Here is a 25,883-nt window from a genome sequence, read left to right on the forward strand (position 1 = left end):
CCCGCGGAGTCGTGGCTAAACGAGGTCCTGAGGGTCTGGTGTCGGTGGGCGGGTGAGGGTCCAGTCGTTGAAGCTCTGGTCGAAGCGGTACCAGAGGTTGTCCTTGCCGAGGCGGAGCTGGAGCTTGCCGGCGGTGACGCGGTTGGCTTCGACGGTGGCGTTCGGGAGGACAGCCACTGCATCGGTCAGGGAGTCGGGGTCGACATCGTGCGGCGCGTCGGCGGTGACGGCCAGGCCGCCGCGGCCGGCGTGGCGCCAGGCAGTGCCCCACGCGGAGAGTTGACGGGCCGAGATGCCGGCGCGATGCGCGAGGTCGGCGAGGTCCGGCGTACCGAGAAGGTCCGCGGCCCGCCGCGCGAGGTCCTGCTCGTACGTCAGGTCGAGGTCGGCGTCGCCGGAGGCCAGCTCCCAGGCCCTACGGGCGGCGTCGGTCGCCAGCGCGACCAGGTCGCGGACGTCGACGCCGGAGGACCGTGGCGGATCCAGCACCTTGACCGCGACAGGGACGCCGGGCGCGTTGAGCGGCCGTGGCGGAGCGGGCACCGGCACCACACCAGCGGCGGCGGAGAACGCAGCGATCGCTGGGATGCCGGCCGGCGCCGGAGTGCGCGGCGCGACCACAGCACTCCCACCCCGACGGGTCCGGAGCGTCTCCAGCAACTCGTCCTTGCGTCGGCCGCGGAGCAGAAGCAAGGCGAACGGGTCGTCGTCGAGCGCATCGGCCACCAGATAGCAGACCGCCGCGGAATGCTTGCACGGTACGGCGAAGTCCGGGCAGCTGCAGTTCGTCAGGACCTCGCCCGCGCCCGGCAGGAGATCCAGCCCGGCCGCCCGGACGTCGTCCACGACCTCCGGTGGCAACTCGCCGTCGAGCAGTGCCGCGACCCGCCCGATCTGCGCCGAGACGATCTCGAGCACGGCGTCCCACTCGTCCGCGGAGAAGGCGCGGATCCGGACGGTCACCTGGTACGGCGTGACGCGGCTGCCCTGCACCACGGCCTCGACCTCGCCCGGGCTGACGGTCAGCTCGAGCACACTGCCACGCCGCGCATACGACCGGCCGCGCGACAGCCGGCCCGGATCGAGCCGGGCCCGCTGCTCCAGCGCCTCCAACCAGGCGCGCCCCCACCACGTCGCCCCGAACGACCGCCGGCTCCCCGGCCCCCTGGCAGCCGGCAACCCCGCGTCTTCGCGGCTCCGCCACCACGCCGGCCCCGCCGCAGTCGGCTGCGGCGTGCCGTCGGTCTGCCGGGCGCGGCCTGGCCTCCGCTCGTCGTCAGGCATCGGATTTCCCAACGGCAGAAGGGTTGTAGGCACTCGCCGCCCCGGAACGAACCGGCCCTGTCGACAACTCGACCAGCTCGGTCAGCTCCGTGTCGGACAGCTCGCTCAACCACGCCTCACCCGAGCCGACGACGGCGTCCGCGAGATCCCGCTTCGCGTTGATCACCGTGGCGATCCGGTCCTCGAGCGTGTTCTCGGTGACGAGGCGATGCACCTGCACCGGCTGGTCCTGACCGATCCGGTACGCCCGGTCCGTCGCCTGGTCCTCGACGGCCGGATTCCACCATCGGTCGTAGTGCACGACATGCGTTGCCCGTGTCAGCGTCAGCCCGACCCCGCCGGCCTTCAACGACAGCAGGAACACCGGAGCCTCGCCGGACTGGAACTGCGTGACCATCTCCTCGCGCTTGCGCACCCCGATGCCGCCGTGCAGGAACAGCGTCTTGACCTGCCGCGCCGCGAGATGCGCCTCGATCAGCCGGCACATCTCAACGTACTGACTGAAGATCAGCACCGACTCGCCCTCGGCCAGGATCACGTCGAGCAACTCGTCCAGCGCCGCGAGCTTGCCGGAGCGGCGCTCGAGCGGGCCGGGCTCGTGCAGGAACTGCGCCGGATGGTTGCACACCTGCTTCAACTGCGTGAGCAGACTCAGCACGAGCCCGCGCCGCGCGATGCCCTCCGCCTCCTCGATCTTCGCCAGCGTCTCCTTCGCGACGGCCTGGTACAGCGTGGCCTGCTCGGTGGTCAGCGGGACGACGACGTCGTGCTCGGTCTTCTGCGGCAGCTCGGGAGCGATCCCCGGATCGCTCTTGCGCCGCCGGAGCAGGAACGGGCGGGTCACCCGCGCGAGCCGGGCGGTCGCCTCCTCGTCGTGGAACCGCTCGACCGGTACGGCGACGTCGTGGCGGAACCGGTCGAGCGTCCCGAGCAGGCCCGGCGCCGACCAGTCGAGGATCGACCACAGCTCGGACAGCCGGTTCTCCACCGGCGTCCCGGTCAGCGCGATCCTGGTTGCTGACGGCAACGTTCGCAGAGCGCGGGCGGTGCGGGACAGCGGGTTCTTCGCGTGTTGTGCCTCGTCGGCGACGGCCAGGCCCCACGCGATCTCACCGAGCACCCGGTGATCCTGGCGCACCACGCCGTACGTCGTGAGCACGACCTCGTCCGGGGCGAGATCGCTGAGGTTTCGGCCGGCGCCGTGGTAGCGGCGCGTGGGCACGTCGGGGGCGAACCGCTCGAACTCACGCTCCCAGGTGCCGAGCAGTGTCGACGGGCAGACGACCAGGGTCGGTCCGCGTCCTGCCAGCTGCAGGTGCAGCGCGATCACCTGGATGGTCTTGCCGAGGCCCATGTCGTCGGCGAGGCAGCCGCCGAGGCCGAGGTTGGCCAGCTGCGCCATCCAGGCGACGCCGCGGCGCTGGTAGTCGCGAAGTGTCGCGCGCAGCCCGGCGGGCTCGGCGAGCGATGCCGGCTCCTCGGTCGCGCGCAGCCGGCCGAGCATCGCGGCCAGCGACCCGTCGGCGTCGAACGGGACGAGCTCGCCGTCCACGTCGATGGTCCCGGTGAGCGCGGCGCCGAGCGCTTCGGCGCCGGTGAGCTTGCGCCCGGAACCGTTGCGCAGCCGGCGGACGACGTCGTGGTCGACCCGGATCCAGCGGCCGCGCATCCGGATCATCGGGCGCTTGGCCTCGGCGAGTGCGGCGACCTCGGCCTCGGTCAGGTCCTCGCCGTCGAGGGTGGGACGCCAGCGGAACGCGACCAGATCGGTCAGGCTGAAATCGGGGCCGGTGACGGCGCCGGGGGACGGCGTTGCGACGGTGGCGCGGACGGCCAGCTCGCCGGCGAAGAGCTCGGTCGGCCAGAGCACCTCGATGCCGGCGCCCTCCAGCGCCGTGCTGCCTTCGGCGAGTTCCTCGAGCGCGACGTCGTCGATCGGAACCTCTTCGGGCGCGGCGTCGCGCAGCGCCGAGCCGAGTGGCGGCCAGACCCGCGCACCGCGGCGCAGAGCGAGCAGGAGATCGGTCTCGGCGCGTTCGCCGAGGGCGGTGAGGACGGCGGCGGGTGCGTTCCACATGTCCGCGACGTCGACGAGCAGGCTCGGGTCGACCCCGCTCCGCAATTGCAGAACCGCCCGGAAGTCGAGCGCGTCGGCGGAGTCGGGCGGCTCGATGCGGAGGACCAAGCGGGTGCCGGCCTCTTCCGCCAGGGCGGTCTCGTCCAGCCAACTCGTCGCTCCGGGCAGGGCTGTCGGCTCGATGGCCGCGAACGGCGCGGCGCCGGGACGCGTGGCGACAGCCGCCGCGGGAGTGCGGACGAGCGTGTCCGCGAGCGCGTCCCAGAACGCACGGATCAGCGGCTCCGGCTCTCGCAGTCGCAAGGGTCGGGTGCCGTCGATCGGCAGGGCATGACCGTACGCCGGCACGGCGGCGCCCAGGTTCCGCAGCCAGGCGCGGTCGATCGGGTCCAGCGGAGCCACCCGCCACGCGCCGTACCCCTCCGGGCTGTGGTCCGGGACCAGCCGCCCCCGCCCGATCAGCACCAGTCCCGCAAGCCCCGCCGCCCGCCAGGCCGCCCAGCTCCCCGTCGCGTCGCGGTCGGAGTCCGGCTCGGTCAGCCGGGCCAGCACCTCTTCCATCGACAGCAAGCGGGCCGGGACGGTCCTGCGGCGGACGGTGGTGCCGCGGGGGAGGACGAGGTCGACGGTGCCGTCAGCCGTCTCGCCCGAGCCGGCCAGGTCGCCGTACAACGCCAGCCGGCCCGCGCGCGGCGGGTCGGCTGGCACGAAGACGGCGTCGAACATGCCCTGCACAGTACGCCGGACCACCGACAAGTCCGACTTGACCTGAACTCTGGTTGAGGTTGCACGCTCGGAAGCTCCCGACGACAAACCGGAGAGTGTGGATATGCGTGCAGCAGTGGTGACCAGGTTCGGCGGTCCGGACGTGATCGAGACCCGTGAGGTCCCGGATCCCGAGCCAGCGGCCGGGCAGGTGCTCGTCGAGGTCGCGATCGCGGACGTGATCTTCGTCGAGACCGCGATCCGGCGGGGCGCGTACGGCGAGTTCTTCGACGTACGAACGCCGTATGTGCCGGGCACCAATCTCGGCGGACAGGTGCGGGCAGTCGGTCCCGGTGTGGATGCGGACTGGATCGGCAAGACCGTCGTCGGTCGCGGCGTCGCCTTCGGTGCGCACGCCGAACTCGCCCTGACCGCGGCCGACCTGGTCGAGGTGCCGCCGGAGCTCGACCTGCCGACCGCGGTCGCGGTGTACGGCGACGGCTTCACGGCTCTCATGCTCGAGGAACTCGCGCCGCCGATGGCCGGCCAGGACGTCCTGATCACCGCATCCGCCGGCGGAATGGGTCTGCTCCTGATCCAGCTTGCCCACCAGGCCGGAGCCCGTGTCGTCGCGGCCGCCCGCGGCGACGAGAAGCTCGAGCTCAGCCGGGCGCAAGGCGCCGACGTCCTGCTCGACTACAGCAGGCCGGGCTGGGAGAAGTCAGTGCTCGAAGCAACGAACGGACGCGGCGCCGGCATCGTGTTCGAAGGCGCCGGCGGCGAACTCGGTGCGACCGCGTTCAGCGTGGTCACCGACGGCGGCTGGTTCTCCGCCCACGGCGCGCCGAGCGGCGGATTCGCGGCGTACGACCCTGCCGAGGCCGAGCGCCGCGGCATCACCGTGAAGGGCATCATGGACCTTCGCGCCGACTCCACGACGACGGCCGTCACGGGCGCCGACGTGATTGCCCGGGCGGCGGCCGGGGAGCTCCGGCCGGTCATCGATCAGGTGTACGACCTCGACCACGTGGCCGACGCGCATCGGGCGCTCGAGAACCGCACGCTACGGGGTAAGGCGCTGATCAGTCTCCGGCGCTGACTCCTGCTCAGGAGCCTTGTCCGCCTGGAGAGCGGGATGGTCGGCAGGCTGGTTCGGGCGGGCGACGACGATCTTGTTCCGCCCGGACCGCTTGGCCGTGAGCAGGGCGTCGTCGGCGGCCAGGATCAGCTGGTCCATCGTGCTCGCGACCTCCGGATACACGGCCGCGCCGAACGAGGCCGGCACGCCGTCGAGCGTCGTCGTGCCCCCGTCCGTCGTGCTGACCGCGACCGTGAGGCCCACCAGGCGCTCCCTGATCCGCTCCGCGATCTCCAGCACCTCGGACTCGAACGCACCCGGCAGCAGCACCGCCAGCTCGTCTCCACCCACCCGCGCGACCAGATCGCCGTTCCGCACCTCCGCACGGATCGCTTCACCAGCAGCGCGCAGCGCCTCGTCGCCGGCAGGGTGCCCGTAGGTGTCGTTGATCTCCTTGAACTTGTCCAGGTCCAGCATCAGCAGACCGACCGTGCTGCGCAGTGTGTCCGCACGGGCGAGCTCCGCGGGCACCGCGCTGGCCCAGTACGACGAGGTGGCCAGGCCGGTCTTGTTGTCGATGCCGGCGGCCCGCTGGTACTGCGGGAGCAGCAGGTCCCTGTGCAGCGCCAGCACCGTCACCATCAGCACCGGAACGACCCACGGGTACGACGTCTGGACCGCGGCGATCGCGATTCCGAGACCCAGGCCGGCGCACACGACCAACTGGTTGGAGAGGTCCCCGAGCGCCTCACGCGCGGTGGCCTCCGGACTGGAGAGCAGGATCGCGCCGATCACCAGCGCGTAGTTCACCAGCCACCAGGTCGCGGCGGCGGCCAGCACCACCAGCAGCGACCAGAAACCGGTCGGCACCCGCGGCGCCTCCAGCAGGCCGCCGGCCCGCAGCACGGCGGCCGACGCCGCGCTGGCCAGGATGTACGTCGCCGTCGAGAAGACCTTGCGGTGCGCGATGGTTCGTCCGTACACCCGGAACCAGGAGTACGTGTACGAGAGCACCACCAGCGGGATGACCAGCGACAGCGGGAGCAGCAGCAGCGCCGCGAAGATCCACAAGCACTTCAGGTTGGTGTGCGGCGAGGTGTTCGCGGCCAGCTCGCGTCGGCGCTCGATTCCGCGGGCACACTCCAGGTGCAGCGTCGAGGCCACCGCCAGGACGACGAACGCCACCCACTCCGAATGCGTGACCCCGGAATTCGGCCCGACGGTCGTGCTCCGGACCGCGAGTGTGGTTATCGTCACCGCAATCACATCAATCGCGATCACATAAGCCAATGCGGTCCTGGGCAGTGACCAGAGCTTCCATTGCCTGGGTGGCAACCCGTTGCTCCGACCGATCAGAATCATCATCAGCCTCACAAGCGGTAGATCTGAGCGGTTATGTGTTCATAGTAACGACCTGTTCACGTCAGGTCACCCCGGTGTCCCGGGCATTCCACCAGTTGGTCAGCATCGAGAAGGGTCGAAAACCATGCAGATCCCAGCGCACTCCGTCCGTACCGTCCGTACCGGCAACGACTGGTTCACCGGCGGCAACGACTGGTTCACCGGCGGCAACGATTGGTTCGACGGTGGCAACGATTGGTTCACCGGCGGTAACGACTGGTTCTCCGGCGCGGGTAACGACTGGTTCTCCGGTGGCGGTAACGACTGGTGACCGGCGGTATTTCTTAACGCATTTCTTACGTTCCGGAGAAGGCATTCACGAGTTGAACCCCGACGCCTCGTGAATTGACCTTACCCGTGATTTTCGCGCGGATATCGGCGTTCACGTTCCGTGGCCTGCTGCCTGCCGTCGGTCACCGGCGCGGCGCATCAGTGCCAGTTCACCGCCGAATCGGGGACCCGGTGGCGCGCGATTTGGGTGAACGTTCTACTCTGGAGATCTCCGGTAGCGGGGTCTGGGCGGGGCGGCCCCGACCCTGCTACCGGAGCTCTTCTTTGTGGGCCCGGCGAGCGCACCGAAACTGTCGGTGGCGCCCGGTAGCGTTCTCGGTGCCAGGGGCGGCTCCTGGACGTGCTTCCTTCTCCTTCACCAGGCCAAGTAGCGCGTCCGCTCTCCGCCCCTGGCGCCGTCCTGACAGACGCACAGACCGTGCTCACCGGGGGAGTCGCGCATGCCGGAGCCATCAGGAGACCCGCGAGCGGCCGTCCTGCTGCGCCGCCGCCGGCTCGTCGACGCCACCGGCCTGACCCCGCCGGTCCGGCGCTCCGCCTGGCAGTGGTTGCGCCGTCCGCTCACGATCCAGGCGGGCCTGTCCGCGCTCCAGGCCGACCTGATCCAGCGCGGCCTCCTGCTCTCGGTCGGACTGTACCGGCACTGCGCCTCGCTGTCGGCGCCCGCACTGGCCGGGTTCGGTAGCGCGCTGCTCGAGCTGCTCGACGCCGAGTCAGGCGCCGACGCCGACCACACACCGCTGTTCCGTGGCTTCCCGGAGACCGTTCCCGGCAACACCGAGACCTTCTACGTGAACCGGGTCTTCGCTCGGCTGCTGCAGGAGCCGGAGCAGCCGTGCGTGCTCTGCGGTGACACGGCCTCCGTGCACGCGGTCGCCCCCTGCGCGCACCTGGTCTGCCGCACCTGCTGGGACGGCACCGACCTCAGCGCCTGTCCACTCTGCCTCCGGCGCATCGACCCCGGCGATCCGTTCCTCAAGCCGTCACTCGCCGAGGAGCCGCCCGCGCATGTCCGTTCGGATCGTCTGCGGCTGCTGTCCCTGGCCACGGCCGACTCGGTCCGCCAGACCGTCGAGGTCCTGCTCGCACGACGAGCCCCCTTGTCGGCCGCCGACCGGGCCGATCTGCTGGTGCTGCTCGACGGCGCCGGCCCGGCTTGGGTCCCCGCGGACATCCCGGTCCGCGAGACCCGGGCGCTGGTCCTCGCGCATTTCCTCGCGGACGAGCCCGCGTTGATCGATCGCGCCGGCACCGCGACCGACGTCCTGCGACTGGTGTTCGCGCTGATGGACGCCGACCCCGGGTTGCGGACGCCGCCGGCCCGGCGCCGGTCGTTGCCGCGGGCAACTCGACGGCTCGTGCTGCAGCGTCTCGACCGGATGCCCGTCGAGACGCTCGTGGAGGACATGCTCCGTCACGAGCGCGCCTGGAAGCGGATCGGGGAGAACCTGCATCCGTTCGAGTTCGCGACCCGGTTCCCGGTCGCCGCGCTGGCCTTCGCGGTCCTGCGGCGGACCGACCTGGATCTCGGGACCACGGCCGGCCGGGCGGTGGCGGGTGCGGCCGCCCGGCATCCGTTGGTGCGCGTGGAGGACGGGCGGCTCGTGATGAGCACCTTCGCCGCACGCGTCGAGGGTGCTTTCGTCCAAGGGCGGCCGGAGCAGGCGCTCGATCTGCTGATGCAGCGTCCCGGCGAGCTGGTGCGCCGGCTGCTGCACCTCGCGCGCGCACTTCCGCAGCAGCATCACTCGGTCCTCGTCGACGCCCTCACGACCGCGGTGTCGGACGTGTCGCCGGCCGTTCTGACAGCCGCCCTCGGCCAGGTCCGGACGCCGCCCGGAGAGCTGCGGTTGTTCTTCCCCCGCGGCGGGACGGCCCGGATCTGGACGGCGGTCGACGACCGGGAGCCGTTGCCGAGCGCGCTCGCCGGCGAGCTGTCCGCGGTGCTGGTCGGCGAAATGTTGCGCCGGGCAACCGGTTTGCCCCGCTGGCGGCGGGCGTTCCTGGACGAGGAGCTGGCCCGGCTGGCCGCGCCCGGTTCGGAGCGGAGCGCGTCGTCGAGCCTGCTGCGGATGACGCGGGGCAGTGCGGTGCCGATCCCGCAGGACCAGCTGCTCCGGTTGTTCCTGCACTGGGTCGAGCCGCGCGGCCGGCGGGTCGATCTCGACCTGTCGGTGGCGGTCTTCGACGAGGAGTGGGCGTTCGTCGGGCTGTGCGACTACACGCGGCTGCGGTTCGACGAGGACGCCCTGGTGCATTCCGGCGACCTGACGTCGGCGCCCGGCCCGGACGGTTCGACGGAGTTCGTCGACATCGACCTGCGCGCGGTGCGCCGGGTCGGCGGCCGCTACCTGTTGCCGGTCGTGTTCAGCTACAACGACGTACCGTTCGACGAGCTGGAGCGCGGGTTCGTCGGCGTCCTCCGGCAGCCGACCGCGCTGTTCGACCCGGCGGCGGTCGTGGAGCGGTTCGACCTGGCCGGGCCGGCGAAGATCCTGCTGCCGTTCGGCGTCGACCTGCACACCAAAGAGCTCCGCTGGTACGACGTGAACCTCGGCGCGGCCGGATACGGCCACAACATCGCGCGGTACGGCGGCCATCTCGGGCTGATGGCGGCGACGATGGAGGAGGTGCACGGCGCGGGCGACCGGGTCAGCCTGTGGGAGATCTGCTGCTGGCACGCGGCCGCGCGGACCGACGAGATCGCGGTCCGGTGCGCCGACGGCACGGTCGTCGGCTACGTCCGCAGCCCGGCCGAGGAGCCGGCGGCGTTCGCCCGGCGGGTCACGCTACGGCTGGAGCCGGACCGGAGCTGGGACGAGGACGCCGCGAAACGGGCCGACTTCGTGGCCGTGCTGACCGGTGACGTCACGCCGCGCGCGGGCGCGGAGGTGTATGCCTTGCACCCGCGTCTCCTCGACGGCGCGAGCCTGTCACTCATCGACGCGCCGCACCTGCTGACCGGCCTGGCCCCCGACTCCCGCGCCCGCGCCGGCCTCGAAGCGACTCCCTAAGAGGAGCCTGAGAGGAGTTTGACAATTCCGTGACGGACGCGCGGCCGGTGCTTTGGCCCGGTCCCGTGCAGGAGTACAACGGAATTGACGCGAAGGGAGCCACGCATGACGTACGACGTGGTTGTGCTCATCGAGCGGGAGATGAGCGAGGGCGACGCGCGCCGCGTTGCCGCCCTGCACGCAAAGCGTGAGGAACCCGTGGACTACCACCTGCTCGTCTCCAGCCACCCCGAGCGCGGGTTCGGCGGTCCGATGGCCTTACTGGGCTCGTCGTTCGCGGACGTGGCCGGTCTGACCGGCTCGGCGTCCGTGGTCGGCTCGGCGACCGGACCGTCTGCGCGGATCAGTCCGCCGGCGGCGCCGCCGGGCCCGGGGCGAACACCGACGGCGGTGCTCGCGGACCCGGCCGTCGATCTCGCCTCGGTGATCGAGCACAGCTCCCGGCAACTCCGGGTGGCCAGCGGCTACCCGGTGCACGTCTCCATCACGCACGGCGAGGTGCTGCTTGCGCTGATGCAGATGGTGAAGGCCACCGGCTGCCAAGAGGTCGTGGTCGTCGCCTGGCCCGAGACCGCCGCGGCGTTCCTGTGCTCCGACTGGATCACGAAGGCCCGCAAACTGCTGAAGGTTCCCCGGGTCCGTCTCCTCGAGCACGACACGTAAGTCCGGGCAGGTCAGCCGGCCGGTTGTCTGGGCAGTCTGACCTGCAGTGTCGTCTCGCCGGGTCGTGAGGTGATGCCGATCGTGCCGCCGTGGTGTTCGGCGACGATCCGCTGGGCGATATCGAGGCCCAGACCGGTGCCCTTGCCGACGTCCTTGGTCGTGTAGAACGGCTCGAACGCGCGGGCCGCGACCTCCGGCGGCATCCCGGGCCCGGTGTCGGTGAACTCCACCACGACCCGGTCGCCGTCCGTCCTGGTCGTGATCCGCAACGTGCCGGCGCCCTCCATCGCGTCGACGGCGTTGTCGATCAGGTTGGTCCACACCTGGTTCAGCTCACCGGCGTACGCGTCGATCCGGGGTACGTCGGCGCCGTACGCGCGGATCACCTCGACACCGTCGCGGAGCTTGTGGCCGAGCATCACCAGCGTGCTCTCGATGCCCTCGGTCACGTCGATCGTCTGGATCGAGCCGCGGTCCATCTGCGAGTACGAGCGGACCGCGGCGACCAGCTCGCTGATCCGCCGCGTCGACTCCTTGACCTCGCCGAGGAGCGTCGTGGCCGCCAGCGTGCTGGCGACCCATTCGAGACCGGGCCCCAGGGCGTCGCCGAGGACGCCGGCCGCGCGCTCGCACCAGTCCACGCTCGCACCGGCCGCGGCGAGCGGCGGCGCGATGAACCAGGACCGGTCGACGCCGCGGTCGTCGAGCCAGTCCGCGATCGTGTTCTCGTGGTCGGCGAGATCCACCGGATCCGGTGCCGCCGTCGCCGTGCCGAGCTCGAGCCGCAGTTCGTCGAGCGCACTGAACTGGGCGGCAGTGGCCTCGCCTTCCGCGAGACCGCGCAGCGCCGACAGCAGCGTGACGCACGCGGTGTCGAGCGCGCTGACCGAGCGTGCCGCGGCCGCGGCGGGGTTGTTGATCTCGTGCGCCAGTCCGGCGGCCAGCGTGCCGAGCGTAATCAGCGACTCCCGCTGCCGCGCGGTCGACTCGATCGCCCGAGCGGTCCCGTACACCCCTTTGATCAGATGCCCGGCGAGCGGGAACCACGCGTCGATCCGCTCGCGCAGCAGCTCGGCGGGCACCCGCAGGACACGTCCTTCGGCCAAGCCGCGGCCGCTGGCGAGGTACAGGCCGTGCTCGTCCCAGGCCCGGAACCCGCCGGCCCAGCGGCCCGGGACGTCCATCTTGCCCATCACAGTGTCCTCGCGGCCGATCTTGCGGTGCAGCGTGATCGCGCCGTCGACGAGCACCCACCAGTAGTCGGCGGGTTCGCCCTCGTGGAACAGGTCGGCGCCGCGTTCGATCGGCACCTCGGTGCTGCCCTCGATCAGCTCCTCGAGTTGCGCGTCGGTCAGCCCCGCGAAGAGCGGGACGTCGCGCAGGTCGGCCGCGTCCATCAGACGGTCGCAAGGAAGCGGTGGACGAGATAGATCGACATGGCGCCTTCGCCGACCGCGGACGCCACGCGTTTCATCGAGTCGAGCCGGACGTCGCCGGCCGCGAACACACCGGGCACACTCGTCTCCAGCGCGTACGGCGGCCTCGGCAGCGCCCAGCGGTCCAGCGCGATCAGGTCCGGACCGGTCACCACGAACCCCTTGGCGTCGCGGACGACGGCATCGCCGAGCCAGTCGGTCCGCGGGATCGCGCCGACGAAGATGAACAGCCAGCTCGCGGGCACCTCCTCGACGCGGCCGGACCGGCGATCGGCGAGCGTCAGCGCCTCGAGGTGGCCGTCGCCGCGGCAGCCGACGACCTCGGTCCGGCACCGGACCTCGATGGTCGGGGCCTGGCTGATCTTGTCGACGAGGTACCGCGACATCGAGGTCTCGAGCGTCTCGCCGCGGACCAGGAGCACGACGCGTTTCGCGTACCGGGCCAGGTTCAGCGCCGCCTGCCCGGCGGAGTTGGCCGCGCCGACGATGTACACCTCGTCGTCCTGGACCTGACTGGCCTCGCTCGCGGTCGCGCCGTAGTACACGCCGCGGCCGGTGAGGTCGCCGAGGCCGTCCACGTCGAGGCTGCGGTACGAGACGCCGGTCGCGACGATCAGCGCGCGGGCCTCGATCTCACCGGACCCTTCGAGCAGGACGGCGTGCACCGGGCCGCGGGACTCCAGGCCGACGACGGACCGGGCGAGCACCATCTCGGCGCCGAAGCGAGACGCCTGCGCGACGGCCCGCTGGGCGAGGTCCGAGCCGGTGAGGCCGCGCGGGAAGCCGAGGTAGTTCTCGATCGCGGCACTGAGCCCGGCCTGCCCGCCGGGCGCCTCGCGCTCGACGATCACCGTGCTGAGGCCCTCGGACGCCGCGTAGACGCCGGCCGCGAGTCCGGCCGGGCCGCCGCCGACGATGCACACGTCGTACAGCGGTTGCTCGGCGCGGGTCCGCAGGCCGAGGGCCGAGGCGAGGTCGAGGGTGGTGGGGCAGCGTAGCGTGTCGCCCTCGGGGATCAGAACCAGCGGGAGCTCGTGGTCGGCGGCGTCGGCCAGCTCCCGCAGCCGCTGCCCTTCGGCATCGCGCTCGACGTCGTACCAGCGGTACGGGACGTGGTTGCGGGCGAGGAACGTCTTGATGTCGTGAGCCCGGTCCGACCAGCGGTTGCCGACGACGCGGACGTCGGAGGTGTGCTCGGGGTTGGCGTGCTGCCAGTCGCCGAGCAGGTCGTCGACGACCGGGAACAGCTGGTCCTCGGGCGGATCCCAGGGTTTCAGCAGGTAGTAGTCGAGGCCGATCTCGTTGATCGCGCGGATCGCCACATCGGTGTCCGCGTAGGCGGTGAGCAGCAGGTACTTCGCGCTCCGCGCGTACTCGCGGGCGCGTTCGAGCAGCTCGATCCCGGTCATCCCGGGCATCCGCTGGTCGGTCGCGATCAACGCGATCGGCTGGTTGCGCAGCGCAAGCTTGGTCAGCGCGGCGAGTGCCTGGTCGCCCGAGGTCGCGCGGACGACCAGATAGTCGTCGCCGTACCTGCGGCGCAGGTCCCGGGAGATGGCGGCCGAGACCATCGGATCGTCGTCGACGGTGAGAATCGCAGGTTTGCTCACGCTCGTGCCCCCACAGCAGTGAACCGATTCCGCCAGAATGACACGGGAATCCGTCAATCTTCTATGAGCGCCCGCAACGTTTCCTGTTCGGAGTCGGGCACATACCCCGCGTAGTAGTCGAACATGTTCTGCCGGGCCAGCCGGGCGGCGGCGTGGCCGTTGCCGGCCCGGATCGCGTCCACCACCTCGGCGTGGTGGTGCAGCGACTCGAGCATCAGCGCGCGGCTGTTCGGCGCGTGCGCGATCTTGTCGGAGATCAGTCCGAGGACGACGCCGCGGACGACGTCGTTGCAGGTCTGGATCAGCGAGTTCCGGCTGATCCGCGCGATCAGCTCGTGGAAGGCGAGATCGGCCTCGCTGAACGCGGCGAAGTCGACGTCGATCGCGTCCCGCATCGCGACCAGGGTCGCCTCGAGCTCGTCCAGCTGCTCCGGCGTCCGCAGCCGGGAGGCGACCTGGATCGCGGCGCCGTCCATGATCATCCGGAACCCGAGCAGCTCGCTCAGGCTCAGCTCGTCGACCCTGGCCAGCCGGGCCACCTGCTTGCGCAGCGCGGACGAGGAGAACGGCAGGATCTCCGGGCCGTTCGGATCGCCGGGCCGGGAGCGGACCACGCCGTTGCTCTCCAGCACCCGCAGCGCCTCGCGGACCGTCGACCGGCTGACCGCGAACTGCGCGACCAGCTCCCGCTCGCTCGGCAGCCGCTGTCCGGGGGTCAGGTCACCGCGGGCCAGCGCCTCCTCGATCTGTTCCACGATCCGCTGGTAGGCGCGCACCGGTTGCACGGGCTGGAACTGCGGACTCTTTGTCATCCGGCACACCCCCAGTCGCTTGACAGGCACCTGAGCAGAGGACAAACCTAGTGGCCCATTGAGACCTAGTCCACTGGTCAGACCAGTTGGCGCACCGGAGGAGTAGACGTGAAGTCGTCGATTTACACTCGAGCGGTCGCAGTCCTCGCCTCCGCCGCGCTGCTCGCGGTGAGCGCCTGCTCGGCCGGGTCGAGTACGTCGTCCGGCAGCTCGCCGGGCGGTGACCAGAACCTGTCGATCGGCCTGGTCGCCGAGCCGGCCAGCCTCGACTTCACCACCACCGACGGCGCCGCGATCCCGCAGGTGCTGCTCGGGAACGTCTACGAGACCCTGGTCAAGCAGGACGACTCCGGCAAGATCGTGCCCTCGCTGGCGAAGTCGTGGACGGTGTCGCCGGACCGCAAGACATACACGTTCGATCTGGTCGACAACGCGAAGTTCACCAACGACAAGCAGTTCACGGCCAGCGACGCGGTGTTCAGCATCAACCGGGTGAAGACCGCCTGGACGACCTCGCTGAAGGCCGCGATGGACGTGGTCTCGCAGGCCAAGGCGCTGTCGCCGACCCAGCTGCAGGTCACGCTGGCGAAGCCGAGCAACGACTGGCTGTTCCGGATGACCACCCGGATCGGCGCGATGTTCTCCGAGAGCGGCGTCAGCGAACTGGCGACGGCCCCGGTCGGCTCCGGCCCGTACACGTTCTCGAAGTGGAACCGCGGCGACTCGATCGTCCTGGTCCGCAACGACAAGTACTGGGGTTCGAAGCCGTTCTTCCAGCAGATCACGCTGAAGTACTTCAAGGACGCGACCGCGCTGAACAACGCGCTGCTCACCGGCACGATCAACGTGATCAGCACGGTGCAGGCGCCGGAGGCGCTCAGCCAGTTCACCAGCAACGACAAGTACCAGGTGATCGAGGGTACGACGAACGGCGAGGTCCTGCTGTCCTTCAACAACTCGCTGCCGCTGTTCAAGGACATCCGGACCCGCCAGGCGATCCGGATGGCGATCGACCACAAGGCGCTGCTGGACACCTGCTGGGCCGGCCGCGGCAAGCTGATCGGCAGCATGGTCCCGCCGACCGACCCGTGGTACGAGGACCTCACCGGCGTCGCGCCGTACGACCTGGCCAAGGCGAAGTCGTTGCTGCAGGCCTCCGGCGCGGCCGGCAAGACGCTCCGGCTCCGGCTCCCGACGTTGCCGTACGCGACGTCCTGCGGCCAGGTGGTGAAGAGCCAGCTGGAGCAGGCCGGCCTGAAGGTGCGGATCGACCAGCTGGAGTTCCCGGCGGCGTGGCTGACGACGGTGTTCAAGAACGCCGACTACGACCTGTCGATCATCGCGCACGTCGAGCCGCGGGACCTCGGGGCGGTCTTCGGAAACCCGAAGTACTACACGAGGTACGACGACCCGACGCTGCAGGGCTACCTGGCCGCGGCGGACTCCGGTGACGAGGCCGCCCAGGTCGACAACCTGAAGAAGGCGGCGCGCCGGCTGTCCGAGCAGGCCGCGGGCGACTGGCTGTTCCTGCTGCCGAACCTGATGGTCGCGGACAAGGACATCAAGGGGCTGCCGACCAACGCGATCACCGAGAACTTCGATCTCTCCAAGCTCGCCCGATGATTCTCCGCCTGATCGAGCGCACCGGCGTGTTCTTGGTCAGTCTCGCGGTGAGCTCGGTGCTGGTCTTCGCGTTCATGGCGGTGCTGCCCGGCGATCCGGCCCGGGTCGCGCTCGGCGTGAACGCCTCCGACGAGGCGGTGGCCGAACTGCGCCGGCAGTTCGGCCTCGACCGCCCGCTGCCGACGCAGTACTTCGACTGGCTGGGCGGACTGCTGCACGGTGACCTCGGCACGTCGTACGTGTCGAAGGCGGCCATCGGCCCGCAGGTCTTCGACCGGTTGCAGGTCACGCTGTGGCTGGTCGTCGCCGGCATGGTCATCGCGCTCGCCATCGCCGTGCCGGCCGGGACCCTGATGGCGGCCCGGCACCGCAAGGTGTCCGGGCTGGCGCTGTCGGCGGTCTCCCAGGTCGGCGTCGCGGTGCCCGCGTTCCTCGCCGGCATCCTGCTGATCGTCGTGTTCGCGGTGAAGCTCGGCTGGCTTCCGGCGAACGGCTGGACGCCGCCGGCGCAGGATCCCGCGATGTTCCTGCAGCAACTGATCCTCCCCGCCCTCGCACTCGGACTCGTCCAAGGCGCCGTCCTCACCCGCTACGTCCGCAGCGCGGTCCTCGACGTACTCCGCGAGGACTACCTCCGCACCGCCCGCGCCAAAGGTCTCCGCCCCTTCCAAGCCCTCTGGAAACACGGCCTACGCAACGCCGCCGTGCCGGTCGTCACCGTCCTCGGCCTCCAGCTGGCGACGCTCCTGATCGGTGCCGTCGTCGTCGAGCGCGTCTTCGTCATCCCGGGATTGGGGAGCCTCCTGCTCGACGGCGTGTCGAACCGCGACCTGCTTCTGGTGCAGGACGTCGTGATGGTCCTGGTCCTCGCCGTACTGCTGGTCAACTTCCTCGTCGACGTCCTGTACGTCGCCCTCGACCCGAGACTGAGGACGGCGTAGATGAGACGACTGAACCCGAGCCTGATCGCCGGCGGCGTGATCGTCGCGGTGATCGTCGCGATGGCGCTGGTGTCGTTCGTCTGGACGCCGTACGACGCCACGCTCGTCACCCCGTCGTCCCGGTTGCTGAAGCCGTCGTGGTCGCACTGGTTCGGCACGGACAAGTTCGGCCGGGACGTGTTCAGCCAGATCATGGTCGGTTCGCGGACCACGTTGTTCGTCGGCGTCGTCGCGGTCGGCGTGGCCGCGGTCATCGGCGTACCGCTGGGGATCCTGGCCGCGATGGTCCGGCGCTGGCCGGGCGAGGCGATCATGCGCGCCAACGACCTGCTGCTCGCGTTCCCGGCGCTGCTGCTGGCGATCATGTTCGGCGCCGTGTTCGGGGCCAGCACCCTGACCGCGATGATCGCGATCGGTATCGCGTCGGTGCCGAGCTTCGCGCGGGTGATCCGGAGCGGGGCGCTGCAGGTGATGCGATCCGAGTACGTGCTCGCCGCGCGCGCGGCCGGCCGGCAGCCGTTCCCGATCGCGGTCCGGCACGTGCTGCCGAACGTGACCAGCCTGATCACGGTGCAGGCCTCGGTGTCGTTCGCGATCGCGGTGCTGGCCGAGGCGGCGCTGTCGTTCCTCGGGTACGGGACGCCGCCGCCGACCCCGTCCTGGGGCCGGATGCTGCAGGAGAGCCAGGAGTTCCTGTTCAGCGCGCCGCGCCTGGCGATCTTCCCCGGTCTGGCGATCGCGATCGCCGTCCTCGGCTTCAACCTGCTGGGCGACGGCCTGCGCGACCGGTTCGACCCGAAGCTGGAGGACCGGCGATGAGTGACGTACTGACGGTGCGCGGGCTGAGCGTTTCCGTGCGGGACACGGCGCTGGTGTCCGGCGTCGACCTGACCGTTGGCGCGGGGGAGCGGGTCGGGCTGATCGGGGAGTCCGGGTCGGGCAAGTCGCTGACCGCGCTGAGCATCCTCGGTCTGCTGCCCGAGGACGTGCGGGCCGACGGGTCGGTTCGTCTCGACGGTGTGGACCACGAGCTGGTAGGTGCGGACGAGCGGCGGATGTCCCGGGTCCGCGGCCGCGACATCGCGATGGTCTTCCAGGAGCCGATGACCGCGCTGAACCCGACCATGCGGATCGGCGACCAGCTCACCGAGGCGATGCTGATCCACAAGACGCTCGCGAAACCCGCGGCCCGGGCCTCGGCGGCCGACCTGCTCGACCGCGTGCAACTGCCTGCCGAGACGCTCCGTGCGTACCCGCACCAGTTGTCCGGCGGCCAACGGCAACGAGTCGTCCTGGCACTCGCCCTGGCCAACGACCCGGCGCTCCTGATCTGCGACGAGCCGACCACCGCGCTGGACGTCACGGTGCAGGCGCTCGTCCTCGACCTGATCGTCCGCGGTGTCATGGACCGGTCGTCGGCGTTGCTCTTCATCACCCACGACCTCGCCGTCGTCGCCACGGTCTGCGAACGCGTCCTGGTCATGTACGGCGGACGCGTCGTCGAGGCAGGCCCTGTCAGCGAGGTGTTCACGCGCCCGCGCCACCGCTACACCGAGGGTCTGCTCGCGGCGTCCGACCTCGAGACCACGTCTCGTCGTCTCACCACGATCCCGGGCAACGTGCCGCCCGCCGGCCGGTTCCCGTCGGGCTGCGTCTTCCGGACGCGGTGCGCAAACGCCACTGCTCTGTGCGAGGAGCTGCCGGCATGGACCGGGTCGGAGACGCGCGGCTTCGCCTGCCACCACCCAGCCGGAGACGCCGATGCCTGAGCAGATCCTAGCTGACCAGATCCCCGCCGCGATCCAGGTCGTCGACCTGGTGCGTGACTACCCGCGCCCTCGGACTTCGCTGCTCAAGCCCGCGCCTGTCGTGCACGCGCTGCGCGGCGTGAGCCTGGAGGTGAAGCAGGGCGAGCGATTCGGCATCGTCGGCGAATCCGGATGCGGCAAGTCGACGCTGCTGCGCCTGATCGCCGCCCTCGACCGCGCGACCTCCGGCCAGGTGATCGTCGAGGGCACCGACATCACCAGGCTTCCGGAGCGCCGGCTGCGGTCGCTGCGCGAGAACCTCCAGCTCGTCTTCCAGGACCCGATGAGCTCCCTCGACCCCCGGATGCGGGTTCGCGACATCATCGCCGAACCGCTCGTCGTCCAAGGCCATCCGGCGTCCGGAGCCCGCGTCCGCGAGTTGCTCGAGGCCGTCGGCCTGTCCGCGGATGCCGGCGACCGGTACCCGCACCAGTTCTCCGGCGGTCAGCGGCAGCGCATCTCGATCGCCCGCGCCCTCGCCCCGCGTCCGCGGATCCTGGTCGCGGACGAACCGGTGAGCGCCCTCGATGTCTCCGTCCGGGCCCAGGTGCTCAACCTGATCTCCGACCTGGTCGACGAGCTCAACCTGACCTTGGTGTTCGTCTCGCACGATCTGTCCGTGGTCAAACATGTCTGCGACCGCGTGGCCGTGATGAACGCCGGCGAGATCGTCGAGACCGGCTCCACCGGCGACGTGTACGCCGCCCCTCAGCATCCCTACACGCAGCGCCTGGTCTCGGCCATCCCGACACTGCAGCGCGCGCTCTCCGGCGCAACCACGTCCGACCTGCTCGCGAAGGGAGATCCCGCATGAAGTTTCCAGCCGGCCTGCCGATCGGTGAGTCCTGGGTCGAGGCACCGGCCACGGCTCCGGTCGTCTTCCCGTACGACGGGTCCACCGTGGCGGAGGCGCCGGTCGGGGACGTCCCGCTGGCGCGCGCAGCCCTCGACAATGCGCTCGCCGTCCGCGAGACGGTCGGCCGGCTGCCGTCGTACGTGCGCCGGAACGTCTTGCAGAGCGTGCATTCCGCGGTGCTCGCCGCCCGCGACGAGTTCGTGGATCTGCTGGTGCTGGAGACCGGGAAGCCATTGGTCGACTGCCGGGTGGAGATCGACCGGACGCTGCTCACCCTGGAGACGTCGGCCGAGGAGGTCGCCCGGCTGCACGGCGAGACCGTGCCGCTCGACCTGTTGCCGAGCGGCACGGGCTTGCAGGGCTTCTGGGTTCGCAAGCCGATCGGCGTGGTCATCGGAATCACCGGCTTCAACTATCCGTTGCTGCTCGCGGTGCACAAGATCGCGCCCGCGTTCGCCGCCGGGTGCCCGATCATCGTGAAGCCGGCGCCGCAGACGCCGCTCGCGACGCTCTGGCTCGCTCACCTGATGCGCTCGGCGCTCGCCGACGCGGGCGCGCCGGAGAGCGCCCTCCAGGTGATCACCGGCGGAGCGGACGTCGGCGCGACGTTGACGACCGACGATCGGATCGGCGCCGTCTCCTTCACCGGGTCGGCCGCCGTCGGGCATCGGATCGCGCGGGACGCCGCGCCGACGAAGGTCCTGCTGGAGCTCGGGTCGAACTCCGCGCTGGTCGTCGCCGCGGACGCCGACCTGGACGCGGCCGCCGACGCGATCGTGCGCGGCGGGTACTACGCGTCCGGGCAGGCCTGCATCTCGGTCCAGCGTGTGATCGTCGTCGAATCCGTGCGTACGGCGTTGCTGGACAAGCTCGGCGCCCGGATGCCGGGCGTCGTGGTCGGTGATCCGCGCGATCCGGAGACGCGGGTGTCGGCGCTCATCAACCCGGCGTCGACGGATCGCGTTCGGGCGTGGGTCGGCGACGCGGTCCACGCCGGCGCGTCGATCGCCTACGAGGCCCCCGGCGACGTCCTCGGCCCGATCGTGCTGACCGACGTACCGGACGGGTTGCCGGCCTGGGACGAGGAGATCTTCGGGCCGGTGATCGCCGTACGGTCGGTGCCGGACGTCGAAACTGCTCTGCGCGCAGTCAACGAGACCCGGTACGGGTTGCACGCGAGCGTCTTCACGTCCTCGCTGGAGACCGCCTTCGCCGCGATCGACCGGCTCGACGTCGGAGGAGTGGTGATCAACGAGGTCCCCGGCTTCCGCTCCGACGTGATGCCGTACGGCGGCGTAAAGCACTCCGGCACCGGCCGCGAAGGCCCGCGCTTCGCGATCGAAGAACTCACCACAACCCGGATGGCGATCATCCGCCCGCGCCCATGACCACACTTTGTGCACCCACCAACCAGATCGCGCCGCCGGAAACGGTTGGTGCGGACCCAAGGTCGGCACACCAGCACGAGGGGACGCGCTGATGGACTACGCGAGGTTGTTTCGGCTCGACGGCAAGCATGCGGTGGTGGTCGGCGCGGGGAGCGGGATCGGGCGCGAGAGCGCGCTCGCGCTGGCGGCGCATGGTGCGCGAGTGACCTGTGCGGACCGCGACCTCGCCGCCGCGCGCGAGACGGCCGGCGCCGAGTTGGCGGCGTACGAGCTGGATGTGCTGGACGACTCCGCGGTCGAGCGGGCTGCTGCGGAGCTGGATCCGGTGGATGTGCTCGTCTTCACCGCGGCGACGAACGTGCGGAAGCGGATCCTCGACTACACCGGCGAGGAGTTCGACCGCGTCGTGTCGCTGAACCTGCGGGCGTCGTTCCAGCTCGTGCGCGCGTTCGGCAAGGGCATGGCGGAGCGGGGGAGCGGCAGCATCATCGGCTTCAGCTCGATCCGCGGGACCACGGTCGAGCCTGGGCAGTCGGTGTACGCGGCCACGAAGGCAGGCCTCGTCCAGCTGCTGCGCACCGCGGCCGCCGAGTTCGGCCCGTCCGGCGTCCGCGCGAACGCGATCGCCCCAGGTGTCGTCGAGACCCCGCTGACCGCGCAGATCAAGGCCGACCAGGGCTGGTACGACGCCTACGCGCGCAAAGGAGCGCTCGGCCGCTGGGCACAGCCCCAAGAACTCGCCGGTGCGGTCGTCTACCTCGCCTCCGACGCGGCGAGCTTCGTGACAGGCAGCGTGCTCGCGGTCGACGGCGGCTGGACCGCGGTCGACGGCCGCTTCGATCCCCCGAACTGAGGAGTGCCGCATGAATCTCGCTGACCTGACCGCCACCGAACTCCTGGCGAGGTACGGCGACGGCTCGGTGTCCCCGGTCGAGGTCGTCGAGGACGTGCTGACCCGCGTCGCGGCGTGGGAACCGCAGCTGTGTGCGCTCTACGCGCCGGATCCGGAGGGCGCGCGGGCGGCGGCGCAGGAGTCCGAGCGGCGCTGGCGGGCCGGTACGGCGGGCGCGCTCGACGGCGTACCCGTGACCGTCAAGGAGAACATCGCGACCCGCGGAACACCCGTACCGCAAGGGACCGCGGCGACCGCGCTGGTCCCGGCGGCCGCGGACGACCCGGCCGCGGCCCGGCTGCGCGCGGCCGGGGCGGTGATCTTCAGCAAGACGACGATGCCGGAGTACGGGATGCTGTCGTCCGGTGTCTCGACCTTCCACCGGCTGACGCGCAACCCGTGGGACCTGTCGAAGACGGCCGGCGGTTCGAGCGCGGGCGCGGCCGCCGCGGCGGCGGCCGGCTACGGGCCGATCCACGTCGGCACCGACATCGGCGGATCGATCCGGTTGCCGGCCGGGTGGTGCGGACTGGTCGGGCTGAAGCCGACGCACGGACGGATCGCGGTCGGCAGCCCGTACGCCGGGCGTGCGATCGGGCCGCTGACCCGCACGGCGCCGGACGCGGCGCTCGCGCTGCGGGTGATGTCCGGGTACGACCCGCGCGACCACACGTCGATCCCGCCGGCCTCCGACGAGTTCGCCGTCGAGGTCGAAGGGCTGCGGGTCGCCCTGCTCCTCGACGCGGGCGTCGGGCTGCCGGTCGACCCCGAGGTCGCGGCCGCGGTGTCGGCCGTGGCCGCCGTGCTCGAGAGCGGCGGCGCGATCGTCGAACCGATCCGGCCGGTCATCACCCGCGAGATGCTCGACGGCCTCGACCGCTTCTGGCGGATCCGCTCCGCGACCGATATCGCGGCCCTGCCCGAGGAGCGGCGCGCGAAGGTCCTGCCGCAGATCCGCTCCTGGGTCGCGTCGGCGTCCGACCTCACCGCGGCCGACGTCTTCCACGGATACAGCCAGATGGGCGCGATGGCGGCCGCGGTCGGCCGGGTGTTCAGGACGTACGACGTGATCCTGTCGCCGGTCGCCCCGATCACGGCGTTCCGCGCGGAGCTGGCGTACCCGACGGACGACCCGGGCAAGCCGTTCGAGCACATCGCGTTCACGGTCCCGTACAACATGTCGCAGCACCCGGCGACCACGGTCAACGCCGGCTGGTCCGCGACGGGGCTGCCGATCGGCGCGCAGCTCGCCGTACCGCATCACCAGGACCTGCGGGCGCTCGCCTTGGCCCAGTACCTCGACAGCCGGCGACCGGAGCAGCGAGACTGGCCGACGAGGTGACGAATGGCCGGCTCCGGAGGTACGCCGCACGCTGACGCGACGCAGCGCGGTCTGACCTCGCACTGTTACCGGATGCTCGGCTCCATCACCGAAGCCGTCGAGATCGCGGCGGTCGCGAACAGCTACGACGAAGCCACCCGCGCGTGTCTGCAGCGCTCCGGTCGGCGCCCGTTGCCGTCGGATCTCGCCGGGCCGAGCGCCGACCCCGAGGGCGTGCTGTCGGAGAGCCAGGAGATTGTCTGGCTGGAGCCGATTCCCACGCACCTGATGGACGATCACCCGATCGACCTCGGGCTGATCGCCGCACTCCAACGGCTGACACCGGCCAAGCGCGCCGCGACCGTGCTCCAGCTCGAAGGCAGGGCTCCGTCGGGCGACGTTCGGCCCGCGCCGCTCACTCCGGCTCCGGCACTCGTCCCCGACACCGTCCTGCTGGCGCGCTACCGCGCCGCCTTCGAGCAGTACGACGTCCCGGCGATCGTCACGCTCTTCATCGACGACGCGATCTGGGAGATGCCGCCGTTCACGTCCTGGTTCCGCGGCGCCCGCGACATCGGCCGCCTGATCAGCACCCACTGTCCCGCCGAACGCCCCGGCGACCAGTACCTAGTGCCGCTGCAAGCCAACGGCCACCCCGCCTTCGCCGTGTACATGCGAGACCCGAAGGACAACATCCACCGGGCCTTCCAGATCCAGGTCCTCACCCTGACAGCCACCGCGATCGTGCACGCGGTCGCCTTCTTCGACCTGTCCCTCTTCCAGACCTTCCACCTGCCGGACCTCCTCACAGGCCTGCCCCCGAACCCGTACGACGGCACTCTCAGACCTCACATCGAACGCATCTCGCATCCGCGGGGCTGATTCCGGTCGCAGGCATCCTGCACACGCTGACCGCAGCGCCGTACGGGCCGCTAAGCTCGCAAGATCTTGTCCATCGGCTTGCCCTTGGCGAGTTCGTCGACCAGCTTGTCCAGGTAGCGGATCTTCTGCATCAGCGGATCCTCGATGCCTTCGACGCGCACGCCACAGACCACCCCGGTGATCGACGACGCGCGGGGATTGAGCTGCGCGCCGGCGAAGAAGTCCTCGAAGGTCGTCCCGGCTTCCAGGTGACGCTCCAACGTGGCGGACCCGAACCCTGTCAGCCACTCGATGACCTGGTCCAGCTCTGCCTTCGTCCGTCCCTTCTTCTCGACTTTCGTCACGTACAGCGGGTACACAGACGCGAAACTGACGGTGAAGATCCGGCTCATCGCTCAAAGCTAGCGAACGGCGTACTTCTGCTCCGCTGTCGCCAGGATTCCAGCTCGCCCCGAGCTCCGCGGAGTCACTGGCTGTGACCGATCGAACCGGTATGGTTCGGAATCCTCGAATCCTGTCCGCTCTGAGATGTCTGGGGTAGTTGCGTGGTCAGTTCACCGAAGTGGCGTGCGATTCTTCTCTCGCTGGGGCTTGCTGTCGGTCTTGGCGCTTGTTCGTCCGGCAAGGATCAGCCCGACCCCGCAGCGGAAGCCGGAAACAGCCGGAGCTCGTCGACGCCGAAGGCGGATGACGACTTCTCGCGAGCGGGCATGGTCGTCACCGCGCAGTGCAGTCCGGCGGGTGACAGCGGAGGCGGTACGGTCACCGTCGACGGGTGGGATCCGCAGAGCCTGCAGAAGATGGCGCACGCGGAGTTCCAGTTACCGGACAACGTCCTGACCGCGACCGAGAAGGTCCGGCCCGGCACCGCGCTGGAAGTGATCTGCGCACCGACGAATCTGACGAACAGCAACGACATCCTTGCGGTCAGATCGCTGTTCGACCGGGACTTCACCAAGCTGGCCGTGGTGATCCAGGACCCACAGAGCATGGCGACGCACGTGGGCTATGTCGACCGCTCGGGCAAGTTCACCGACCTGACCGGCGAAGAAGACTTCGGCGACACCCCGCAGGAGGACAACGCCGCCATGTCACCGGACGGGGACGCGGTCTGGTTCACCAGCGAGGTCGACGACGAGGACCACATTGCGAGCAGGCCACTCGACGGAGATCACAAGGCCGTCGGCGAACGGCCGATCGAGGATATCGGCGAGTCCCACCTGTTCGTCGTCGGAACACCCGGTACGGCGGTGGTGGGCAGCAGTGCTCGGCTGTCGCCCGACGGCAAACGCGTCCTGGCCGAGGGAAAGCTGCTGGACGTCAAGCCCGATCGCGCAGTGATCGGCCCCGCTGCGATCGATCAGGCGACGTCGTTGTCGTGCGGGGAGTCGGCCTCCGGTGACGCGCTGGGCTGGATCGACAACGACACAGTGCTGTGCAGCGGACCCGACGACCGGTTCTCGACCTTCGACCTCACCCCGAACGCGGCGGCGAGCGGCCCGATCCTGCCGAGCAACGATCGCAACAACTACGTCCTGGGGATCTCGCCGGACGGGCAGAAGTTCGCGTTCCTGTCCGTGAAGGAAGAGAAGCGGGACTACTACGTGTCCGACGTGAAGCCAGGCTCCACACCGACGAAGGTGGAGCCGCCCGCGGACTTCGCGCGGATGATCGGCAAGCTCTTCGTTCTCGACTGGCGCTGAGCAGCTGCGGTGGATCTTCGTCATGCCCGAGGCTGAGGTGCTGACGGCGGGGTACAAAGGTCTGGACAGCAGCTTGCAGGCGCGGAGAGAGGGATCAG

General features: G+C 70.4%; 21 protein-coding genes. 14 read left to right on the forward strand and 7 right to left on the reverse strand.

All coding sequences use genetic code 11. The annotated features are described in order from the left end of the window. Positions 1-15: 15 nt before the first annotated feature. Together AB0I12_RS00080 and AB0I12_RS00085 are read right to left on the reverse strand one after the other, a co-directional pair. The gene (locus AB0I12_RS00080) at positions 16-1,284 is read right to left on the reverse strand and encodes an SWIM zinc finger family protein (protein WP_359922232.1); all 1,269 of its coding nucleotides are present in this window, start codon (positions 1,282-1,284) and stop codon (positions 16-18) included. Next, a complete protein-coding gene (locus AB0I12_RS00085; RefSeq protein ID WP_359922235.1) occupies positions 1,277-4,087 on the reverse strand; it encodes a DEAD/DEAH box helicase in 2,811 nt (936 codons plus the stop codon). Before AB0I12_RS00085 ends, AB0I12_RS00080 begins: the two co-directional genes overlap by 8 nt. A gap of 103 nt (positions 4,088-4,190) precedes the next feature. On the opposite strand from AB0I12_RS00085, the gene AB0I12_RS00090 reads away from it, so the two are divergent. Then, complete coding sequence (locus AB0I12_RS00090; protein WP_359922238.1) at positions 4,191-5,165, forward strand: zinc-binding dehydrogenase; 975 nt, start codon at positions 4,191-4,193, stop codon at positions 5,163-5,165. Here AB0I12_RS00090 and AB0I12_RS00095 read toward each other — a convergent pair. Beyond that, positions 5,130-6,401, reverse strand: coding sequence for a GGDEF domain-containing protein (locus AB0I12_RS00095; protein ID WP_359922241.1), 1,272 nt, complete (start codon positions 6,399-6,401; stop codon positions 5,130-5,132). The genes AB0I12_RS00090 and AB0I12_RS00095 overlap by 36 nt on opposite strands. Positions 6,402-6,630: 229 nt before the next feature. Between AB0I12_RS00095 and AB0I12_RS00100 the strand changes: the two genes are divergently transcribed. From AB0I12_RS00100 to AB0I12_RS00110, 3 genes are all read left to right on the forward strand, one after another. After that, complete coding sequence (locus AB0I12_RS00100; RefSeq protein ID WP_359922244.1) at positions 6,631-6,816, forward strand: DEAD/DEAH box helicase; 186 nt, start codon at positions 6,631-6,633, stop codon at positions 6,814-6,816. A gap of 460 nt (positions 6,817-7,276) precedes the next feature. After that, positions 7,277-9,850 (forward strand): MXAN_6230/SCO0854 family RING domain-containing protein, encoded by a 2,574-nt coding sequence (locus AB0I12_RS00105; RefSeq protein WP_359922247.1) that lies wholly within the window; start codon positions 7,277-7,279, stop codon positions 9,848-9,850. A gap of 105 nt (positions 9,851-9,955) precedes the next feature. Next, positions 9,956-10,513, forward strand: coding sequence for a hypothetical protein (locus AB0I12_RS00110; RefSeq protein ID WP_359922250.1), 558 nt, complete (start codon positions 9,956-9,958; stop codon positions 10,511-10,513). Positions 10,514-10,524: 11 nt separating this feature from the next. Here AB0I12_RS00110 and AB0I12_RS00115 read toward each other — a convergent pair whose 3' ends face one another. The 3 genes from AB0I12_RS00115 to AB0I12_RS00125 are packed head-to-tail and all read right to left on the reverse strand — an operon-like array spanning position 10,525 to position 14,371. Next, the gene (locus AB0I12_RS00115; RefSeq protein WP_359922252.1) at positions 10,525-11,910 is read right to left on the reverse strand and encodes an ATP-binding protein; all 1,386 of its coding nucleotides are present in this window, start codon (positions 11,908-11,910) and stop codon (positions 10,525-10,527) included. Further along, positions 11,910-13,559, reverse strand: a complete 1,650-nt coding sequence (locus AB0I12_RS00120; RefSeq protein ID WP_359922254.1) for an FAD-dependent oxidoreductase — start codon at positions 13,557-13,559, stop codon at positions 11,910-11,912. Before AB0I12_RS00120 ends, AB0I12_RS00115 begins: the two co-directional genes overlap by 1 nt. Before the next feature lie 53 nt (positions 13,560-13,612). Further along, on the reverse strand, positions 13,613-14,371 hold the full coding sequence (locus AB0I12_RS00125) for a FadR/GntR family transcriptional regulator (protein ID WP_359922256.1): 759 nt from the start codon (positions 14,369-14,371) through the stop codon (positions 13,613-13,615). A 108-nt stretch (positions 14,372-14,479) separates the two neighbouring features. On the opposite strand from AB0I12_RS00125, the gene AB0I12_RS00130 reads away from it, so the two are divergent. From AB0I12_RS00130 to AB0I12_RS00170, 9 genes are all read left to right on the forward strand, one after another. Beyond that, positions 14,480-15,994: an ABC transporter substrate-binding protein gene (locus AB0I12_RS00130; protein ID WP_359922259.1), complete on the forward strand. Its 1,515-nt coding sequence runs from the start codon at positions 14,480-14,482 to the stop codon at positions 15,992-15,994. Then, positions 15,991-16,935, forward strand: coding sequence for an ABC transporter permease (locus AB0I12_RS00135; RefSeq protein WP_359922262.1), 945 nt, complete (start codon positions 15,991-15,993; stop codon positions 16,933-16,935). The genes AB0I12_RS00130 and AB0I12_RS00135 overlap by 4 nt, the downstream gene beginning before the upstream one ends. After that, on the forward strand, positions 16,936-17,754 hold the full coding sequence (locus AB0I12_RS00140) for an ABC transporter permease (RefSeq protein ID WP_359922264.1): 819 nt from the start codon (positions 16,936-16,938) through the stop codon (positions 17,752-17,754). Further along, the gene (locus AB0I12_RS00145) at positions 17,751-18,704 is read left to right on the forward strand and encodes an ABC transporter ATP-binding protein (protein ID WP_359922267.1); all 954 of its coding nucleotides are present in this window, start codon (positions 17,751-17,753) and stop codon (positions 18,702-18,704) included. Before AB0I12_RS00140 ends, AB0I12_RS00145 begins: the two co-directional genes overlap by 4 nt. Next, entirely contained in the window at positions 18,697-19,557 is an 861-nt protein-coding gene (locus AB0I12_RS00150; protein ID WP_359922270.1) for an ATP-binding cassette domain-containing protein, read from the forward strand. Before AB0I12_RS00145 ends, AB0I12_RS00150 begins: the two co-directional genes overlap by 8 nt. Further along, positions 19,554-20,987, forward strand: a complete 1,434-nt coding sequence (locus AB0I12_RS00155; protein ID WP_359922273.1) for an aldehyde dehydrogenase family protein — start codon at positions 19,554-19,556, stop codon at positions 20,985-20,987. The genes AB0I12_RS00150 and AB0I12_RS00155 overlap by 4 nt, the downstream gene beginning before the upstream one ends. 91 nt (positions 20,988-21,078) lie before the next feature. Beyond that, the gene (locus tag AB0I12_RS00160) at positions 21,079-21,840 is read left to right on the forward strand and encodes an SDR family oxidoreductase (RefSeq protein WP_359922276.1); all 762 of its coding nucleotides are present in this window, start codon (positions 21,079-21,081) and stop codon (positions 21,838-21,840) included. A 10-nt stretch (positions 21,841-21,850) separates the two neighbouring features. Beyond that, positions 21,851-23,221 (forward strand): amidase, encoded by a 1,371-nt coding sequence (locus tag AB0I12_RS00165; protein ID WP_359922279.1) that lies wholly within the window; start codon positions 21,851-21,853, stop codon positions 23,219-23,221. Between the two features lie 3 nt (positions 23,222-23,224). Then, positions 23,225-24,082, forward strand: coding sequence for a hypothetical protein (locus AB0I12_RS00170; RefSeq protein ID WP_359922282.1), 858 nt, complete (start codon positions 23,225-23,227; stop codon positions 24,080-24,082). Positions 24,083-24,132: 50 nt separating this feature from the next. Here AB0I12_RS00170 and AB0I12_RS00175 read toward each other — a convergent pair whose 3' ends face one another. Beyond that, positions 24,133-24,474, reverse strand: coding sequence for a DUF2200 domain-containing protein (locus AB0I12_RS00175; protein WP_359922285.1), 342 nt, complete (start codon positions 24,472-24,474; stop codon positions 24,133-24,135). 318 nt (positions 24,475-24,792) lie between these two features. Here AB0I12_RS00175 and AB0I12_RS00180 point away from each other — a divergent pair, with 318 nt between their 5' ends. Beyond that, positions 24,793-25,785 carry a hypothetical protein gene (locus AB0I12_RS00180; protein WP_359922288.1) on the forward strand — a complete coding sequence of 331 codons (993 nt, stop codon included), beginning with the start codon at positions 24,793-24,795 and terminating at the stop codon, positions 25,783-25,785. Positions 25,786-25,883 lie beyond the last annotated feature (98 nt).

Origin of the sequence: Kribbella sp. NPDC050459, assembly GCF_040655315.1 — a bacterium.
Lineage (GTDB): Bacteria > Actinomycetota > Actinomycetes > Propionibacteriales > Kribbellaceae > Kribbella.

Excerpts from the sequence above, each read along its gene's own strand:
- AB0I12_RS00080 (WP_359922232.1), bottom strand. The coding sequence starts at position 1,284 with ATGCCTGACGACGAGCGGAGGCCAGGCCGCGCCCGGCAGACCGACGGC.
- AB0I12_RS00170 (WP_359922282.1), top strand. The coding sequence starts at position 23,225 with ATGGCCGGCTCCGGAGGTACGCCGCACGCTGACGCGACGCAGCGCGGT.
- AB0I12_RS00150 (WP_359922270.1), top strand. The coding sequence starts at position 18,697 with ATGCCTGAGCAGATCCTAGCTGACCAGATCCCCGCCGCGATCCAGGTC.
- AB0I12_RS00180 (WP_359922288.1), top strand. The coding sequence starts at position 24,793 with ATGGTCGTCACCGCGCAGTGCAGTCCGGCGGGTGACAGCGGAGGCGGT.
- AB0I12_RS00140 (WP_359922264.1), top strand. The coding sequence starts at position 16,936 with ATGAGACGACTGAACCCGAGCCTGATCGCCGGCGGCGTGATCGTCGCG.
- AB0I12_RS00145 (WP_359922267.1), top strand. The coding sequence starts at position 17,751 with ATGAGTGACGTACTGACGGTGCGCGGGCTGAGCGTTTCCGTGCGGGAC.
- AB0I12_RS00090 (WP_359922238.1), top strand. The coding sequence starts at position 4,191 with ATGCGTGCAGCAGTGGTGACCAGGTTCGGCGGTCCGGACGTGATCGAG.
- AB0I12_RS00175 (WP_359922285.1), bottom strand. The coding sequence starts at position 24,474 with ATGAGCCGGATCTTCACCGTCAGTTTCGCGTCTGTGTACCCGCTGTAC.
- AB0I12_RS00155 (WP_359922273.1), top strand. The coding sequence starts at position 19,554 with ATGAAGTTTCCAGCCGGCCTGCCGATCGGTGAGTCCTGGGTCGAGGCA.
- AB0I12_RS00085 (WP_359922235.1), bottom strand. The coding sequence starts at position 4,087 with ATGTTCGACGCCGTCTTCGTGCCAGCCGACCCGCCGCGCGCGGGCCGG.
- AB0I12_RS00125 (WP_359922256.1), bottom strand. The coding sequence starts at position 14,371 with ATGACAAAGAGTCCGCAGTTCCAGCCCGTGCAACCGGTGCGCGCCTAC.
- AB0I12_RS00135 (WP_359922262.1), top strand. The coding sequence starts at position 15,991 with ATGATTCTCCGCCTGATCGAGCGCACCGGCGTGTTCTTGGTCAGTCTC.
- AB0I12_RS00100 (WP_359922244.1), top strand. The coding sequence starts at position 6,631 with ATGCAGATCCCAGCGCACTCCGTCCGTACCGTCCGTACCGGCAACGAC.
- AB0I12_RS00160 (WP_359922276.1), top strand. The coding sequence starts at position 21,079 with ATGGACTACGCGAGGTTGTTTCGGCTCGACGGCAAGCATGCGGTGGTG.
- AB0I12_RS00110 (WP_359922250.1), top strand. The coding sequence starts at position 9,956 with ATGACGTACGACGTGGTTGTGCTCATCGAGCGGGAGATGAGCGAGGGC.
- AB0I12_RS00165 (WP_359922279.1), top strand. The coding sequence starts at position 21,851 with ATGAATCTCGCTGACCTGACCGCCACCGAACTCCTGGCGAGGTACGGC.
- AB0I12_RS00105 (WP_359922247.1), top strand. The coding sequence starts at position 7,277 with ATGCCGGAGCCATCAGGAGACCCGCGAGCGGCCGTCCTGCTGCGCCGC.
- AB0I12_RS00115 (WP_359922252.1), bottom strand. The coding sequence starts at position 11,910 with ATGGACGCGGCCGACCTGCGCGACGTCCCGCTCTTCGCGGGGCTGACC.